Genomic DNA, 17,100 nt, shown 5'->3' with positions numbered 1-17,100 from the left:
ATGGAGAGAAGAATGATCAAGCTCGGCATCGTGATGGACCCTATCGCATCCATCAACATCAAGAAAGACACCAGCTTCGCTATGTTGCTGGAAGCGCAGCGTCGCGGCTATGAACTCCATTACATGGAGATGAACGACCTGTATCTCATCAACGGCGAATCCCGCGCCCGTACGCGCACGCTGAGCGTCGAACAGAATTACGATAAATGGTACGAGTTCACCGGAGAACAGGATCTGGCGCTGGCGGATCTCGACGTTATCCTGATGCGTAAAGACCCGCCGTTCGATACCGAGTTTATCTACGCTACCTACATTCTGGAACGCGCCGAAGAGAAAGGCACGCTGATCGTCAACAAGCCGCAGAGCCTGCGCGACTGTAACGAAAAGCTGTTCACTGCCTGGTTCTCCGAACTGACCCCGGAAACGCTGGTCACCCGTAATAAAGCCCAGTTGAAAGCGTTCTGGGAAAAGCACGGCGATATCATTCTCAAACCGCTGGACGGGATGGGCGGCACCTCCATTTTCCGCGTGAAAGCCGGCGATCCGAATCTCGGCGTCATTTCTGAAACCCTGACCGAGCTGGGTAGCCGCTACTGCATGGCGCAGAACTATCTGCCTGCCATCAAAGATGGCGACAAGCGTGTACTGGTCGTGGATGGCGAGCCGGTGCCTTACTGCCTGGCGCGTATCCCGCAGGGCGGTGAAACGCGTGGCAACCTGGCCGCTGGCGGCCGCGGCGAAGCCCGTCCGCTGACCGAAAGCGACTGGGAAATTGCCCGTCGCGTCGGCCCGACGCTGAAAGCCAAAGGCCTGATCTTCGTCGGTCTGGATATTATCGGCGACCGCCTGACCGAGATTAACGTCACCAGCCCAACCTGCGTGCGCGAAATCGAAGCCGCCTTCCCGGATGTGTCGATTACCGGCATGCTGATGGACGCTATCGAAAAACGTATCAACAAATAAGCGCTACGGCGGGCAAGCGCCCGCCAATCAGGCGTCGCTCCGGCGCCTGAAAAATAAGTGCATCGACACGTTTCTACTTTACCCGCATACTGGGTGCTGCTTTTTGAACCAGGAACAGAACCTCTGACAATGAATTTACAGCATCACTTTCTGATTGCCATGCCTGCTCTACAGGACCCCATTTTCCGTCGCTCCGTCGTCTATATCTGCGAGTACAACGACGATGGCGCCATGGGCATTATTATCAATAAGCCGCTGGAAAATCTGCAGGTGGAAGGGATCCTGGAGAAACTGAAAATTGTGCCGGAGCCGCGTAATCCGGATATTCGTCTGGATAAACCGGTAATGGTCGGCGGCCCGCTGGCGGAAGACCGCGGCTTTATTCTGCATACCCCACCATCTGACTTTTCCTCCAGCATTCGCATCTCCGACAACACGGTGATCACCACCTCGCGCGATGTGCTGGAAACCCTTGGTACTGATAAACAGCCGAGCGACGTACTGGTGGCGCTGGGCTACGCGTCGTGGGAAAAGGGTCAGTTGGAGCAGGAGATTCTGGACAACGCCTGGCTCACCGCCCCGGCCGATCAGAATATTTTGTTTAAAACGCCTATCGCCGATCGCTGGCGCGAAGCGGCCAAACTTATCGGTATCGACATCGTGACGATGCCGGCCGACGCGGGGCACGCATAATGAGCGGCACCTTACTGGGTTTTGATTTCGGCACTAAAAGCATCGGCGTCGCCGTTGGTCAACGCATTACCGGCACAGCGCGTCCGCTTCCGGCGCTGAAGGCGCAGGACGGTAAACCGGACTGGAACGTCATTGAGAAACTGCTGAAAGAGTGGCAACCGGAAGCGGTGATTGTTGGCCTGCCGCTGAATATGGACGGCACCGAGCAGCCGTTAACCGCCCGCGCGCGTAACTTTGCCAATAAAATTCATGGCCGCTTCGGCGTCAAGATCACCTTGCACGACGAGCGCCTGAGCACCGTCGAAGCCCGCGCCGGGTTGTTTGAACACGGCGGCTTTCGCGCCCTCAATAAAGGCAGCATTGATTCCGCCTCTGCCGTGATTATTCTCGAAAGCTATTTCGAACAGGGATACTGATCGGTAGCTCCGGGACTGACAGCGAAAAAAAGCGGCGCCTGTACCTACAGGAACAACCTTTCCAGATTGCTGACTATAGACTCTCGTTTATGCCGGGTGGCGGCTATTGCCTTACCCGGCCTACAAAACCCCTACTGGCGTAACCCGTAGGCCCGCGCAAGATAGTGCCGCCGGGCATGGGTTTGCCATCAACCTCAAAAAGCGGTACCTGTAGCATCAGTTTTATCAATGACGCAGATGCTCATTAGCCCAGCTTACCGCCTGGGTGCGGTTCTTCACGCTCAGCTTGCGGAAAACATTGTACAAATGCGTGCGTACGGTGTTTTCGCTGATAAACAGCGCGCGGGCGATATCCATATTCGTCGCGCCGCAGCGCAGCTCATTAAGGATTTCGCATTCACGTTCGGTCAGTAGCGAGCTATCTGCTGGCGCCGCAACCTGATCCACAGAATACAGCGCCGGGTGCATCACGCTCAATTCAGCCGTCTGTTCACCGTTTAATACGGCTTTGACGCCCTCAATTAAGCGCGATTGGTCGTCGTCATGGCGAAATATGCCATATAACGCAGGCCATTGCGCCATTTCGTATAGCTCATACTTTTGCGCGCTGTTGATAATCAGCAGACGTGGGTTATCTGCCTGTACGCGAATAATATCTCGCCACACACTGTTCAATTTCTTATTAGAAACAGCAATATCAAACAATATTACGGAATCTTTCGCCAGACGCTGCGTTAGCGGTTTGTTGATATTATGCAGCGTGACGATGATGGACAGTTTCTCAGTTAACCACGCCGCGAAGGCATTACTCTGAATCGAGGGATGAGTAATAAAAGTCACCTGACGCGAATGCAGCGAATTTTTCGATAAATTAATCACTTAAAACTCTCCTTAGCAGTACCCCGCCATCATGGCGGTTAAATGAACTGAAAATTAAAACGTTCAATAATGTATTTATATTTTCAAATACAGTTTGGATATTGAAACATCATTTCATGAGAATCTTCCTATTCCCACAAACAGCATAAATCGAACCGATTAAAAGTGTCAAAAGGTAATCCTACTTTTTTCCTGGTTATGCGGAAGAAATGTAAGCCTGCTGTCATAACATTCATTATTTCAGCTTAGATTACTCTGCTTATTTGTATTATGAAAACATTTATAAAAACATTAATAGAACATTGAATTAACATTTAAATAGGTTCGTTCTCTGCACGCCAATGCTGTGCTTATAACTCCCCTGCCGATGCACGTTGTTGAAAACTCTGCGCAAAGGTCTGCATTCCTGCCTGCTGGCTGGTTTGCATCACACCGGGTAGCTGGTGTGTTTTCCCCTCGCGGATCAAATTTGCCACCGCTGGCGTGTTCACTAAAAGTTCGTATAGCGCAACCCGGCCGCCAGAAGCATTTGGCAACAATTTTTGCGCCACCACAGCGCATAAACTCCCGGCCAGCTGGCTGCGGACCGGTTCTTTTTCGTCCGCGGGGAAAACGTCCACCAGCCGTTCGATGGCCTGCGCCGCGCTGCGGGTATGGAGCGTCGCCATCACCAGATGTCCGGTTTCGGCAGCGGTCAGCGCCAGACGAATCGTCTCGCTGTCGCGCAGTTCGCCCAATAAAATGACATCAGGGTCTTGTCGCAGTGCCACGCGGAGCGCTGCGGCGAACGAGGAGCAATGGCGGCCAACTTCACGCTGCTGGATCAGGCAGCACTCGCTGGCATGAATAAACTCAACCGGATCTTCAAGCGTTAAAATATGCCCATGTCGATGCTGGTTGAGATATCCCACCATCGCCGCCAGCGTGGTTGATTTGCCGCTACCGGTGGCGCCCGTGACCAGGATTAAACCGTTTTCTTCGTTTAATAGCTCGGTAAGCGCGGCGGGCACGCCCAAACTATCAAGCTGCGGACAGCGTTCCGGCAGCAGCCGTAGCGCCAGCGATACCCCGCGCGCATGGGCAAAAGCGCTGGCGCGCAGCCGTGGGCCGCCCGCGGGAGAGAGCGCAAAATCCATCTGACCATCGGCCTGCCATTGCGCCAACTGCTCGTCATTGAGCCAGCGGGTTAATATTTCCCCGACGTCCGGCGAGGCAAATGGCGCGGGTTCCAGCTTCCCAAGACGGCGCCAGCGCGGCGCATACGCGCTGCACAGGTGTAGATCGGAGACGTTATGCTTTACACTAAGGGCCACGATTTCTTCCAGCTCCATAACTGATCCTCGGAATATGAACGATATTGCGCATAACCTGGCACAGGTCCGGGATAAAATCTCAGACGCTGCCGCACGCTGCGGCCGCGCTCCAGAAGAAGTTACGTTGCTTGCAGTGAGTAAAACCAAACCTGCGAGCGCTATCGAAGAAGCCATGGCCGCAGGACAGCGGACATTCGGCGAAAACTACGTCCAGGAAGGGGTGGATAAAATCCACTATTTCCAACAAGCGGGCGCCAGCGGCCTGCAGTGGCACTTTATCGGCCCGCTGCAGTCCAACAAAAGCCGCCTGGTAGCCGAACACTTTGACTGGTGCCACACCATCGACCGGTTGAAAATCGCCACCCGCTTGAGCGAACAGCGTCCGGCTGAGATGCCGCCGCTTAACGTGCTGATTCAAATCAACATCAGCGACGAACAGAGTAAATCTGGTATTCCGCTGGCGGAGCTTGACGCTTTAGCCGCCGGGATCGCCGCCTTACCCAACCTGCAGCTTCGCGGGTTAATGGCCATTCCGGCCCCGGAGCCAGAGTATGAAAGGCAGTTTGCCGTCGCCCAACAAATGGCGGTAGCATTCGCGCAACTGAAAACGCACTACCCTTCAGTTGATACGCTATCTCTGGGAATGTCGGATGACATGGAAGCCGCTATCGCGGCGGGAAGCACTATGGTGCGCATCGGGACCGCAATCTTCGGCGCGCGCGACTACAGCAAAAAATAAGGAATCAGAGGAACGCCATGAAGACGTTGACCTTCCTGCTCTCAACGGTCATTGAACTCTACACAATGGTCATGTTGTTACGCGTCTGGATGCAGTGGGCGCGCTGCGACTTTTACAACCCGTTTTCGCAATTCGTGGTGAAAGCCACCCAGCCGATCGTCGGGCCGCTGCGCCGTATCATTCCGGCGATGGGGCCGCTCGATAGCGCTTCGCTGCTGGTCGCCTTCGTGCTTTGCGTCATCAAAGCTATCGTGCTGTTTATGGTGGTCACCTTCCAGCCGATTATCTGGATTGCCGCGGTACTGATCCTACTGAAAACCATCGGCTCGCTGATTTTCTGGGTACTGCTGCTGATGGCGATCATGAGCTGGGTGAGCCAGGGCCGCAGCCCGGTGGAATACGTGCTAATGCAGCTGGCTGACCCGCTGCTGCGCCCGATCCGTAACCTGTTGCCCTCAATGGGTGGTATCGACTTCTCGCCGATGGTGCTGGTTCTGCTGCTGTACGTCATTAACATGGGGATCGCCGAACTGCTGCAAGCCACCGGCAATATCCTGCTTCCGGGGCTGTGGATGGCGCTATGAGTGCCGTTGATGTCTCCGCTGACGGGCTGGTTCTACGGCTGTATATTCAGCCAAAGGCCAGCCGCGACAGTATTGTTGGTCTGCATGGCGACGAGCTCAAAGTCGCCATCACCGCCCCACCAGTCGACGGCCAGGCGAACGCCCATCTGGTAAAATACCTCGCTAAACAGTTCCGCGTCGCGAAAAGCCAGGTGCTTATCGAAAAAGGCGAACTGGGTCGTCACAAACAGGTAAAAATCATTCACCCGCAGCAGATCCCGGCCGCCGTCGCGGCGCTGACTGAATAAACAGGATTGAATATGCAAAAAGTTGTACTCGCTACCGGCAACGCCGGTAAAGTTCGCGAGCTGGCCTCGCTGCTGGAAGATTTTGGTCTCGACGTCGTCGCTCAGACCGAGCTCGGCGTGGATTCCGCCGAAGAGACCGGGCTCACCTTTATCGAAAACGCGATTCTCAAAGCGCGCCACGCCGCGCAGGTAACCGGCCTTCCGGCGATCGCCGACGATTCCGGTCTGGCGGTCGATGCGTTAGGCGGCGCGCCGGGGATCTACTCCGCCCGCTACTCTGGTGAAGACGCCAGTGACCAGCAGAACCTGGAAAAGCTGCTCGATACCTTGCAGGAAGTGCCGGATGGGCAACGTCAGGCCCAGTTCCACTGCGTGCTGGTGTATCTGCGTCATGCCGAAGATCCGACGCCGCTGGTCTGCCACGGTAGCTGGCCGGGCGTGATAACTCGCACAGCGGCCGGTAACGGCGGCTTTGGCTATGACCCAATTTTCTTTGTTCCGTCTGAGGGGAAAACCGCAGCGGAGCTTAGTCGTGAAGAAAAAAGCGCGATTTCCCACCGTGGACAAGCGCTGAAACTATTACTGGAAGCATTACGTAATGGCTAATTTGCCGCCTCTGAGTCTTTATATTCATATCCCGTGGTGCGTGCAGAAGTGCCCGTACTGCGATTTCAACTCGCATGCGTTAAAGGGTGAAGTGCCGCACGACGACTACGTGCAGCATCTGCTGACCGATCTGCGCAACGATGCGCCATACGCACAGGGACGTGAAATTAAGACCATTTTTATCGGCGGCGGTACGCCGAGCCTGCTTTCCGGCCCGGCGATGCAAACTCTGCTTGATGGCGTGCGCACCTGTCTGCCGCTGGCGGCCGACGCGGAGGTCACCATGGAAGCCAACCCGGGAACCGTGGAAGCCGATCGCTTCGTCGATTACCAGCGCGCCGGCGTGAACCGTATCTCCATTGGCGTGCAAAGCTTTAGCGAACCAAAGCTGCAGCGCCTGGGGCGGATCCACGGCCCGGAAGAGGCAAAACGCGCAGCACGGCTGGCGAGCGGCCTGGGGCTGCGCAGTTTTAACCTCGATTTAATGCACGGTCTACCGGACCAGTCGCTGGATGAGGCGTTGGACGATTTGCGCCAGGCAATTGCGTTGAATCCCCCGCATCTGTCGTGGTACCAACTAACCATTGAGCCAAACACGTTATTCGGTTCGCGCCCGCCGGTTCTGCCGGACGATGACGCGCTGTGGGATATTTTCGAGCAGGGTCATCAGTTGCTGAGCGCCGCCGGGTATCAACAGTACGAGACTTCCGCTTACGCCAAACCGGGTTATCAGTGCCAGCATAATCTCAACTACTGGCGCTTTGGCGACTACCTCGGTATCGGCTGCGGCGCGCACGGCAAAGTGACCTTCCCCGACGGCCGCATTCTGCGTACGGCGAAAACCCGTCACCCGCGTGGCTACATGGAGGGCCGCTACCTCGAGCGCCAGCATGACGTGGCAGCGGCGGATAAACCATTCGAGTTCTTTATGAACCGCTTCCGTTTGCTGGAAGCCGCGCCGCGCGACGAATTCAGACTCTATACCGGCCTCGATGAGCACATCATTCGCCCGCAAATTGACACGGCCATCGCCCAAGGCTATCTGCAGGAAGATGAACAGCACTGGCAGATTACCGAGCACGGTAAGCTGTTTTTAAATTCGCTGCTGGAGCTGTTCCTCAGCGAAGAATAATCCCCACGGGCGGCGATCGTCGCCCGCACTTTTCCCTCTCATCCCTTCTCCCGCTACGGTCAAATCCACTGGCGTTTTTTTGTTCGCTTCTTTGCAGCAAATCACAAAAACGCATCGACTTTTTTCCTTTTCTTGACTCATTTTTTGTACGGTGGTAATCCTGCTTCATCGGTTGAGCAAATGTAAAGCCGAAGTATCCTACATGTGAATTATTGGTAACTCTGAGTAAAAAAAGTCTCTGTGACGTCGGTGAAACCCGGCGGGCTAAAGCCTATAAAAAAGAGGGTAACACAATGAATTACCGTAATATTTTAATATCACTCGCTGCACTATCCGGCACTATCTCGGCTTCAGCCTGGTCCGCGGAATCCGCCACCGTGGCGTTTTTAATGCCCGATCAGGCCTCCACCCGCTACGAACAACACGACTTCCCCGGATTTAAGGCGGAAATGAGCAAACTGTGCGCGGACTGTAAGGTCATCTATCAGAACGCCAATGCTAATGCGTCACTGCAGCAACAACAGTTCAACTCGGTTATCACCCAAGGGGCAAAAGTGATCGTGCTGGATCCGGTTGACTCTTCTGCCGCCGCTGCGCTGGTCGAAAACGCTCAGGCGCAGGGGGTTAAGGTCATTGCTTATGATCGCCCGGTACCGAATAAACCGGCCGACTTTTACGTCTCGTTTGATAACGAAGGTATCGGCTACGCCATCGCGAAATCCCTCACTGATCACCTGAAAGCAAGCGGCGTACCCGAAGATGCCGGGGTGCTGCAGATTAACGGTTCGCCGACCGATGCCGCCGCCGGGCTGATTCGCGACGGTATCCATCGCGGGCTGAAGGAGTCCGGCTACAAAACGCTGGCGGAATTCGACACCCCGGAGTGGGCGCCGCCGAAAGCGCAGGAGTGGACTGCCGGACAAGTGACCCGCTTCGGCGATAAAATTAAGGGTGTGGTTGCGGCAAACGACGGTACCGGCGGCGGCGCGATTGCCGCCTTCAAAGCCGCAGGCGTTCAACCGCTGCCGCCTGTCACCGGCAATGACGCCACTATCGCCGCACTGCAGTTGATCATCGCTGGCGACCAGTACAACACCATCTCTAAACCATCGGAAATCGTCGCCGCAGCGGCAGCAAAAGTCGCGGTTGATTTTATCCAGGGCAAAAAACCGCAGGCCAGCACCACGCTGTATAACACGCCTTCGCAACTGTTTACCCCGGAAGTAGTGACCGCCAAAAACATCAAAGCGGAAATCTTCGATAAAAAGATCCAAACCTGGGATCAGGTTTGTACTGGTGAATACGCCGCCGCCTGCCAGAAGCTAGGCATCAGCAAATAACGTTGTGACCCTGCGCCCGCTGCGGCGGGTGCAATTTCGCCATGATTGAGGTCGTTTGTATGCCGCAAGAACAACACTACTCCCCCGCCGCTGGTCAGCCAATACTACAACTGCGCAACGTCTCTAAACATTTTGGCGCGGTCTCGGCGTTAACCGATATCGAGCTGGACGTTCACGCCGGTGAAGTGGTCGCGCTGGTCGGTGACAACGGCGCGGGCAAATCAACACTGGTTAAAATCCTCGCCGGAGTCCACCAGCCGACCTCCGGCACTATCGAGTTCGACGGAAACCTCATCACCCTCGACAGCCCAGGCAAAGCGCTGGAATACGGCATTGCGACGGTGTTTCAGGATCTGGCGCTGTGCGAAAATCTCGACGTGGTGGCAAACCTGTTTTTAGGCCATGAAATTTCACCGTTCCAGCTCGATGAGGTGGCAATGGAAGTCAAAGCCTGGACGCTGTTGCAGGAGCTGGCGGCGCGCATTCCTTCGGTACGCGAGCCGGTGGCTTCGCTCTCCGGCGGCCAGCGACAGACCGTCGCCATCGCCCGTTCGCTGCTGCTGAACCCCAAAATCATCATGCTCGATGAACCCACGGCGGCGCTGGGCGTCGCGCAGACCGCGGAAGTACTCAACCTGATCGAACGCGTCCGCGAACGTGGACTCGGCGTCATCATCATTAGCCACAATATGGAAGACGTTCGCGCCGTGGCCGATCGTATCGTGGTGCTGCGTCTCGGGCGCAATACCGGGATCTTCACCCCTGATGCCTCTAACCAGGATCTGGTCGCCGCAATTACCGGCGCGACGGAAAATGCCGTCTCGCGTCGGGTTGAACGTAAATCACAGCCAAGCACTTCTGGAGCGATGTAATTTTATGAACAGCAAAATCGCACCCCACACCGCGCTGGATCGCAGCGATGAACGCGTTCGCCACGACGAGGGTCTGTTTGGCGCGCTGCGTGCGCAAATCATCCGGATCAAAACCGGCGATCTCGGCACCGCGCCGGTGATCGCCGGGCTTATCGTGATTTCCCTGGTCTTCACCATCCTTAACCCGGTGTATATCGCGCCGAATAACCTGGTGAACCTGCTGTTTGACTGTGCGACCGTCGGCTTTATCTCGCTTGGGATCGTCTGCGTATTAATGCTCGGCGAGATAGACCTGTCGGTCGGCTCAATGAGCGGCCTGGCATCGGCCATCGTCGGAGTGCTGTGGGTCAACGCCGGTTGGCCGCTGGTGGGAGCCATCGTCGTGGCGCTGGTCTGCGGCGTCGCCGTCGGACTGATCTATGCCCTGCTATATAACCGCGTCGGCATGCCAAGTTTTGTCGCCACCCTCGCGGGTCTGTTGGCGCTGCTGGGAATGCAGTTGTATATCCTCGGGCCAAGCGGCAGTATCAACCTGCCTTATACCTCGCCACTGGTGCGCTTTGGCCAACTGATGGTGATGCCCGGCTGGTTCTCGCACCTGATGGCGCTGCTGCCGGGGCTGGCGATCCTCGGTTTTGGCCTGAAAAAACGTTCGCGTCGCCTGGCGGCTAATCTCTCCTCCGAGAGCGTCAGTTCGCTGCTGGTGCGCGCCATCGCGCTGACTATTATCTTCGAAGCTGCGGTGTTCTATCTCAACCAGGGGCGTGGCATTCCGTGGATTTTCGGCCTGTTCGTCGCCTGCGTGATGATTCTGAACTACGCGCTGAAACGCACAAAATGGGGACGTTCGATGTTCGCCATCGGCGGCAACCGCGAAGCCGCGCGCCGCTCGGGGATCAACGTACGGGCAATTTACGTCAGCGCCTTCGTACTCTGCACCACATTCGCCACCTTTGGCGGCATTCTTGCCGCATCGAGATTGGCTTCCGCCAGCCAGCAGGCTGGCACCGGCGACGTCAACCTCAACGCCATCGCCGCGGCGGTCATCGGCGGCACCAGCCTGTTCGGCGGCCGTGGCAGCGCCTGGTCCGCGCTATTGGGGATCATCGTCATTCAATCGATTTCAAATGGGCTGACGCTGTTGAACCTGCCGTCATCGCTGCGCTATATCATTACCGGCGCAGTACTGGCGATTGCGGTGATTATCGATTCTCTGGCCCGCCGTTCACGCGTTTCGCACGGCCGCGCCTGAGTGAGGAAATGCGCGGCCCACAGGGACTCGGGCCGCGAAATCTGAGTTACTTCAAAGAGCTGACCAGCGCTTTGCGGCTCTCTTCTAATGAGACCACCCGGCCGCAGACATCTTTGCCAAACTGCTGGAAATCGGCTTCCTGGTTTTTCCACTCATCCTGGATAGCCGTTTGCAGGCCGCCAAGGCTGCCGAGAATGCCCTGTAGCGGGTTGCCGCCGCCTTTGAGCACCGCTTTCGCGCCCATCTCGTTAATGCTGTCCTGCAGAATGCCGCCCATCGCCTGATTCACCAACTGCTGGCCATCGGCGCGAACCTGGTCGATAGCTTTATAGTGGAAAGTCAGGCCGTCGCTGCGGCGTTCGATAATACGGTTCATCTGTTCCTTCAGTTGCGCATCCAGCTTGGTCAGGCGGCTGTGCATACTGCTGCTGGCGCCAACCTGTTCAGTGATGATTTTATCCAACGCCTTACGACCTTTTTCAACTCGCGAACGCGCGCCATCATCAATCCACGGCAGACTGCTGCGCAGACCCGCCTGGTAATCCTGCGCCTGTTCGCGCTGCGCGGCGCTCAGAGCATAGGCTTTACCGTTATAGGTCAGGTTGCCGTCCGGTTTAATCACCAGATCGCCGTTTTCGCCTTTCACCTGCACCTGCTGCGGGTTGAGGATCACATCGTCACGCGGCGTGACGCTACACTGGTAGTCCGCATGGGCAGACAAAGCGGTGACGGAAAGCGCCACCGCCAGCAGCGTTTTGCGCATCATTTAACTCCCTTAAGACAAATCGGGCCGGCAATTGCCGACCCTTGTCAAACTTAGTCCCACCAGACGTCAAAAAGTTCGCTGGTGCGCACATCCGCTAATTTACGCGCTTCCAGCCACTTGCGTACGATGGCCTGATGCTCTTCGGTACATTTACCGATTTCCTGCATGCAGATGAGCCCTTCCCAGGAGAGGTAACCGCTGCCGTCGAAAGCCAGCTTGTTCGGCTCAATCACCTCTTCGATCAGATCATTAACCGTCTGGTCGATCTGCTCTTCGGTAGTCCCTTCCGGGAAACGCCAGGCGACGGAGAAACCTAATTCCTGAAACTCATCAATGTGCATTTTTTTACGCAGACGACGGCTACGATTCTTGGCCATTATTTCACCCTCTCGAACATTAAGTCCCATACGCCGTGGCCAAGACGATGGCCACGTTGTTCAAATTTGGTTACCGGGCGCGATTCCGGGCGCGGTACGTAATCGTTGTTTTCTGACAGGTTACGATAACCGTCCAGCGACGACATCACTTCCAGCATATGCTCGGCATAGGCTTCCCAGTCGGTCGCCATATGGAAGACGCCGCCCAACTTCAGTTTGCTTTTAACCAGCTCGGCGAAAGGCGCCTGCACGATACGACGTTTATTATGACGCGCTTTATGCCACGGGTCAGGGAAAAACAGCTGCACCATATTCAGCGAGTTATCCGGGATCATGGTGTGCAGTACTTCTACCGCATCGTGACACATTACGCGCAGGTTTTGTACGCCTTCTTCTTCCGCGGAAGCCAGGCACGCGCCGACGCCCGGGGAGTGTACTTCAATACCGAGGAAATTCTGCTCCGGTTTGGCTTTTGCCATTGCCACCAGCGAGGCACCCATACCGAAACCAATTTCTAATGTGACCGGTGCCGCACGGCCAAACAGGGCGGCGAAATCGAGCGGCGCATCGTTGAATTCAACGCCCATCACCGGCCAAATGTTATCCAGCGCATGCTGCTGCCCTTTCGTCAGGCGGCCCTGGCGACGGACGAAGCTACGAATACGGCGTAGCGGGCGGCCGTTTTCATCGAATTCCGGAGAGATGACGTCGTTTTTCATAAAAGTTAAGTCTGCTTGTGAGAGTGTTCGGAAAACGGGCATTATCCAAAGTTACCCGGCGGATGCAAGGGTTTACAGCCACTCGCCCTTGTGCTGCAATCTGCCCCCCTGTAATCGCGATTCCGGAGCCGTAGCTTTGACTTTTCTCGCCGCGCAATTTTCAGCCCAGGTCCTGGACTGGTACGACAAATACGGGCGTAAGACCCTGCCCTGGCAAATCGCCAAGACGCCCTACAAAGTATGGCTCTCTGAAGTGATGTTGCAACAAACCCAGGTGACCACGGTTATCCCCTATTTTGAACGCTTTATGGCGCGTTTCCCAACGGTTGTTGATTTAGCCAACGCGCCGCTGGATGAAGTGTTGCATTTGTGGACCGGCCTCGGTTACTACGCGCGAGCGCGCAACCTGCATAAAGCCGCGCAGCAGGTCGCAACACAGCACGGCGGTCAGTTTCCGCAAACCTTTGAAGACGTCGCCGCGCTGCCCGGCGTCGGGCGCTCGACGGCGGGGGCGATTTTATCGCTTTCGCTCGGTCAGCATTATCCGATTCTCGACGGCAACGTGAAGCGCGTGCTCGCCCGCTGCTATGCTGTCAGCGGTTGGCCGGGGAAAAAAGAGGTCGAAAAGCGGCTATGGAACATCAGCGAAGAGGTAACGCCGGCGAAAGGCGTAGAACGCTTCAACCAGGCAATGATGGATCTCGGCGCAATGGTGTGCACCCGCTCGAAGCCGAAATGCGAGCTGTGTCCGCTGAGCAACGGCTGCATAGCCTATGCCAATCATTCATGGGCCGAATATCCGGGGAAAAAACCGAAACAGACGATCCCGGAGCGCACCGGCTATTTCCTGCTGATGCAACACGGCGACGAGGTGTTTCTCTCTCAACGCCCGCCGGTGGGCTTGTGGGGCGGATTATTTTGTTTTCCGCAGTTTGAAGACGAAGCGGGGCTGCGCGAGTGGCTGGCGCAACGTCAGATAAAGGCAGATAATTTGACGCAATTAACCGCCTTCCGCCACACTTTCAGCCATTTCCATCTGGATATTGTTCCCATGTGGCTTACAGTGCACTCATCTGGCGCATTCATGGATGAAGGCAGCGCACTCTGGTATAACTTAGCGCAGCCGCCGTCGGTCGGACTGGCGGCGCCCGTGGAGCGCTTGTTGCAACAGTTGAAAGCCGGAACGCCGGTCTAGTTTTTTCGGCTATAAAAGAGGATTGATTATGAGCAGAACAATTTTTTGTACCTTCTTGCAGCGTGAAGCGGACGGCCAGGATTTCCAGCTGTATCCGGGCGAGCTGGGTAAACGTATTTATAACGAAATCTCCAAAGAAGCCTGGGCGCAGTGGCAGCACAAGCAGACCATGCTGATTAACGAGAAAAAACTCAGCATGATGAACCCGGAGCACCGCAAGCTGCTGGAACAGGAAATGGTGCAGTTCCTGTTTGAAGGGAAAGACGTGCATATCGAAGGCTATACGCCGCCGGAAAAACAGTAAGGGCCTCACGGCCTTTACCAGACAAACACAACACGCACTCCCGGAATGATGAAAAAATACTTAGCGCTAGCGCTGATTGCGCCACTGCTCGTGTCCTGTTCCAGTTCCAATAAAAAAGGCGCCGAATATAACGAGGCCTGGGTTAAGGACACGAACGGATTTGATATTCTGATGGGCCAGTTTGCTCATAACATCGAGAACATTTGGGGATATAACGAAGTCCTGCTCGCCGGGCCGAAGGACTATGTTAAATATACCGACCAGTATCAAACCCGCAGCCACATCAACTTTGATGAAGGTACGATTACCGTCGAGACCATCGCCGGTACCGATCCGCGCGGGCGCCTGCGTCAGGCGATTATTAAAACCCTGTTGATGGGCGATGACCCCAACTCTATCGACCTCTATTCCGACGTCGATGACATTCAGATTTCCAAAGAACCGTTCCTGTATGGTCAGGTGGTCGATAACACCGGCGAATCTATTCGCTGGGAGTGGCGCGCCGCGCGCTTTGCCGATTATCTCCTGCAAACCCGCCTGAAAAGCCGCAGCAACGGCCTGCGCATGGTCTATAGCATCACCATTAGTCTGGTGCCGAACCACCTCGACAAACGCGCGCATAAATACCTTGGCATGGTGCGCCAGGCCTCGCGTAAGTATGGCGTTGATGAGTCGCTGATCCTCGCGATTATGCAGACCGAATCGTCGTTTAACCCGTATGCGGTCAGCCACGCCGATGCGATGGGGCTGATGCAGGTCGTCCAGCACAGCGCCGGTAGAGACGTCTTCCGTTCGCAGGGTAAATCCGGCCTACCGAGCCGCAGCTATCTGTTCGACCCGGCGAATAACATCGACACCGGCACCGCCTACCTGGCAATGTTGAGCAATGTCTACCTCGCCGGCATCGATAACCCGACGTCGCGTCGTTATGCCGTGATCACGGCCTACAACGGCGGCGCTGGCAGCGTGCTGCGCGTGTTCTCCAGCGATAAAGTGCAGGCGGCGAACATCATTAACAGCATGGCGCCGGGCGACGTCTACCAGACGCTCACCACCCGTCACCCGTCGGGTGAATCACGCCGTTATCTGTACAAGGTTAACACCGCGCAGAAAAGCTACCGCCGCAAGTAATCCCTTCTCTCGCGGGCCTCAGCGCAACGCTGGGGCCCGCCTTCTTGATACGAAACAATTCGTCATATCTTTCGATTTTCTGCGGCAGTTAACAGAAGCCTTTAGCCAGCGGATGATAGAATCACATCAAAATAACGCTGACAATGTTATTTAAAACACATAACAAGCCCACATTCGTGAGGATAAATACATGAATCTTAAGCTGCAGCTAAAAATACTGTCATTCCTGCAGTTCTGCCTTTGGGGAAGCTGGCTCACTACGCTCGGCTCGTACATGTTCGTAACGTTGAAATTCGACGGCGCGGCAATCGGCGCTGTCTATAGTTCGCTCGGCATTGCAGCCGTGCTGATGCCGACGCTGCTGGGGATCGTCGCCGATAAATGGATCAGCGCCAAATGGGTCTACGCCATTTGTCACCTGGTCGGCGCGCTCACGCTGTACCTCGCGGCGCAGGTCACGACGCCGGGCGAGATGTTCCTCGTGATCCTCCTCAACTCGTTGGCCTATATGCCGACGCTCGGGTTGATTAACACCATCTCCTACTACCGCCTGCAGTCAGCGGGGCTGGATATCGTGACCGATTTCCCGCCGATTCGTATCTGGGGCACCATCGGCTTTATCCTCGCCATGTGGGGCGTGAGCTTCTCCGGCTTTGAACTGAGCCATATGCAGCTGTATATCGGCGCGATACTGTCCGTCGTACTGGCGCTGTTCACCCTGACGCTGCCGCGTATTCCAGTCGCCAACGCCCAGCGCAATCAGAGTTGGACGGAGATGCTGGGCCTGAACGCCTTCGCGCTGTTTAAAAACAAGCGCATGGCAATCTTCTTTATCTTCTCGATGATGCTTGGCGCCGAGCTACAAATCACCAATATGTTCGGCAACACCTTCCTGCATAGCTTCGATAAAGATCCGCTGTTCTCCGGCAGCTTTATCGTCGAGCACGCCTCGGTGCTGATGTCGATTTCGCAGATCTCCGAGACCCTGTTTATCCTGACCATTCCGTTCTTCCTCAGCCGCTATGGCATTAAGAACGTGATGTTGATTAGTATCGTGGCGTGGATGCTGCGCTTCGGCCTGTTCGCCTTCGGCGACCCAACGCCGTTCGGCACCGTGCTGCTGGTCCTGTCGATGATCGTCTACGGCTGCGCCTTCGACTTCTTCAACATCTCGGGTTCGGTATTCGTCGAGAAAGAGGTACGCCCGGAAATTCGCGCCAGCGCCCAGGGAATGTTCCTGATGATGACCAACGGCTTCGGCTGTATTCTTGGCGGGATGGTGAGCGGCAAGGTTGTCGAGCATTTTACCGTCGAGGGGATCACTCACTGGCAGAGCGTGTGGCTGATTTTCGCCGCTTACTCGCTGGTACTGGCCGTTGCCTTCGTGGCGCTGTTTAAGTATCAGCACGTCAGACAGCCTGCCGCCACGCGTCAGAGCGCCTGATCGTCATTGCCCGGCGGCGTTACGCTTGCCGGGAACACCGTTCGATGGCTAATGTAAAAATCCCCGGTCGAGTTACGCTTACCGGGGC

The 17,100-nt window shown here is 55.9% G+C and carries 20 protein-coding genes; 15 read left to right on the top strand and 5 right to left on the bottom strand.

The window, feature by feature from the left end; translation table 11 throughout:
- Window positions 1-12 precede the first annotated feature (12 nt).
- The 3 genes from gshB (at window position 13) to ruvX (ending at window position 2,072) form a co-directional block, all read left to right on the top strand.
- Complete coding sequence (gshB, locus tag PYR66_03735; GenBank protein WEF28858.1) at window positions 13-963, top strand: glutathione synthase; 951 nt, start codon at window positions 13-15, stop codon at window positions 961-963.
- Between the two features lie 129 nt (window positions 964-1,092).
- Complete coding sequence (locus tag PYR66_03730) at window positions 1,093-1,656, top strand: YqgE/AlgH family protein (protein ID WEF28857.1); 564 nt, start codon at window positions 1,093-1,095, stop codon at window positions 1,654-1,656.
- Complete coding sequence (ruvX, locus tag PYR66_03725; protein ID WEF28856.1) at window positions 1,656-2,072, top strand: Holliday junction resolvase RuvX; 417 nt, start codon at window positions 1,656-1,658, stop codon at window positions 2,070-2,072. The genes PYR66_03730 and ruvX overlap by 1 nt, the downstream gene beginning before the upstream one ends.
- Before the next feature lie 225 nt (window positions 2,073-2,297).
- Here the strand turns inward: ruvX and PYR66_03720 are convergent, their stop codons facing one another.
- Both PYR66_03720 and PYR66_03715 read right to left on the bottom strand, forming a co-directional pair.
- Window positions 2,298-2,951 (bottom strand): LuxR C-terminal-related transcriptional regulator, encoded by a 654-nt coding sequence (locus PYR66_03720; GenBank protein WEF28855.1) that lies wholly within the window; start codon window positions 2,949-2,951, stop codon window positions 2,298-2,300.
- 350 nt (window positions 2,952-3,301) lie between these two features.
- The gene (locus tag PYR66_03715; GenBank protein ID WEF28854.1) at window positions 3,302-4,282 is read right to left on the bottom strand and encodes a type IV pilus twitching motility protein PilT; all 981 of its coding nucleotides are present in this window, start codon (window positions 4,280-4,282) and stop codon (window positions 3,302-3,304) included.
- Between the two features lie 16 nt (window positions 4,283-4,298).
- Between PYR66_03715 and PYR66_03710 the strand changes: the two genes are divergently transcribed.
- From PYR66_03710 to PYR66_03675, 8 genes are all read left to right on the top strand, one after another.
- Window positions 4,299-5,003 carry a YggS family pyridoxal phosphate-dependent enzyme gene (locus PYR66_03710; protein ID WEF28853.1) on the top strand — a complete coding sequence of 235 codons (705 nt, stop codon included), beginning with the start codon at window positions 4,299-4,301 and terminating at the stop codon, window positions 5,001-5,003.
- Window positions 5,004-5,020: 17 nt separating this feature from the next.
- Complete coding sequence (locus tag PYR66_03705; protein ID WEF28852.1) at window positions 5,021-5,587, top strand: YggT family protein; 567 nt, start codon at window positions 5,021-5,023, stop codon at window positions 5,585-5,587.
- The gene (yggU, locus tag PYR66_03700) at window positions 5,584-5,874 is read left to right on the top strand and encodes a DUF167 family protein YggU (protein ID WEF28851.1); all 291 of its coding nucleotides are present in this window, start codon (window positions 5,584-5,586) and stop codon (window positions 5,872-5,874) included. Before PYR66_03705 ends, yggU begins: the two co-directional genes overlap by 4 nt.
- A gap of 12 nt (window positions 5,875-5,886) precedes the next feature.
- Window positions 5,887-6,480, top strand: a complete 594-nt coding sequence (locus PYR66_03695) for an XTP/dITP diphosphatase (GenBank protein WEF28850.1) — start codon at window positions 5,887-5,889, stop codon at window positions 6,478-6,480.
- A complete protein-coding gene (gene hemW, locus PYR66_03690) occupies window positions 6,473-7,612 on the top strand; it encodes a radical SAM family heme chaperone HemW (GenBank protein WEF28849.1) in 1,140 nt (379 codons plus the stop codon). The genes PYR66_03695 and hemW overlap by 8 nt, the downstream gene beginning before the upstream one ends.
- Before the next feature lie 293 nt (window positions 7,613-7,905).
- Window positions 7,906-8,952: a sugar ABC transporter substrate-binding protein gene (locus PYR66_03685; GenBank protein ID WEF28848.1), complete on the top strand. Its 1,047-nt coding sequence runs from the start codon at window positions 7,906-7,908 to the stop codon at window positions 8,950-8,952.
- A 59-nt stretch (window positions 8,953-9,011) separates the two neighbouring features.
- The gene (locus tag PYR66_03680; protein WEF28847.1) at window positions 9,012-9,824 is read left to right on the top strand and encodes an ATP-binding cassette domain-containing protein; all 813 of its coding nucleotides are present in this window, start codon (window positions 9,012-9,014) and stop codon (window positions 9,822-9,824) included.
- A gap of 4 nt (window positions 9,825-9,828) precedes the next feature.
- Window positions 9,829-11,076 (top strand): sugar ABC transporter permease, encoded by a 1,248-nt coding sequence (locus PYR66_03675; protein WEF28846.1) that lies wholly within the window; start codon window positions 9,829-9,831, stop codon window positions 11,074-11,076.
- Between the two features lie 46 nt (window positions 11,077-11,122).
- On the opposite strand, the gene PYR66_03670 is transcribed toward PYR66_03675, so the two are convergent.
- The 3 genes from PYR66_03670 to trmB are packed head-to-tail and all read right to left on the bottom strand — an operon-like array spanning window position 11,123 to window position 12,938.
- A complete protein-coding gene (locus PYR66_03670) occupies window positions 11,123-11,842 on the bottom strand; it encodes a DUF2884 domain-containing protein (GenBank protein ID WEF28845.1) in 720 nt (239 codons plus the stop codon).
- 50 nt (window positions 11,843-11,892) lie between these two features.
- Window positions 11,893-12,219 carry a YggL family protein gene (locus tag PYR66_03665; GenBank protein WEF28844.1) on the bottom strand — a complete coding sequence of 109 codons (327 nt, stop codon included), beginning with the start codon at window positions 12,217-12,219 and terminating at the stop codon, window positions 11,893-11,895.
- The gene (trmB, locus tag PYR66_03660; protein WEF28843.1) at window positions 12,219-12,938 is read right to left on the bottom strand and encodes a tRNA (guanosine(46)-N7)-methyltransferase TrmB; all 720 of its coding nucleotides are present in this window, start codon (window positions 12,936-12,938) and stop codon (window positions 12,219-12,221) included. The genes PYR66_03665 and trmB overlap by 1 nt, the downstream gene beginning before the upstream one ends.
- Window positions 12,939-13,074: 136 nt before the next feature.
- Here trmB and mutY point away from each other — a divergent pair, with 136 nt between their 5' ends.
- The 4 genes from mutY (at window position 13,075) to PYR66_03640 (ending at window position 17,012) form a co-directional block, all read left to right on the top strand.
- Window positions 13,075-14,133, top strand: a complete 1,059-nt coding sequence (gene mutY / locus PYR66_03655) for an A/G-specific adenine glycosylase (GenBank protein ID WEF28842.1) — start codon at window positions 13,075-13,077, stop codon at window positions 14,131-14,133.
- A gap of 28 nt (window positions 14,134-14,161) precedes the next feature.
- Window positions 14,162-14,437, top strand: coding sequence for an oxidative damage protection protein (locus tag PYR66_03650; protein ID WEF28841.1), 276 nt, complete (start codon window positions 14,162-14,164; stop codon window positions 14,435-14,437).
- A gap of 48 nt (window positions 14,438-14,485) precedes the next feature.
- Complete coding sequence (mltC, locus tag PYR66_03645; GenBank protein ID WEF30347.1) at window positions 14,486-15,568, top strand: membrane-bound lytic murein transglycosylase MltC; 1,083 nt, start codon at window positions 14,486-14,488, stop codon at window positions 15,566-15,568.
- Between the two features lie 190 nt (window positions 15,569-15,758).
- Entirely contained in the window at window positions 15,759-17,012 is a 1,254-nt protein-coding gene (locus PYR66_03640; protein ID WEF28840.1) for a nucleoside permease, read from the top strand.
- Window positions 17,013-17,100: the final 88 nt, after the last annotated feature.

The sequence above is a fragment of the Klebsiella aerogenes genome (genome assembly GCA_029027985.1).
GTDB lineage: Bacteria > Pseudomonadota > Gammaproteobacteria > Enterobacterales > Enterobacteriaceae > Klebsiella > Klebsiella aerogenes_A.
The sequence above is the reverse complement of the archived record's forward strand: the minus strand, read 5'-3'. Positions and strand labels throughout refer to the sequence as shown.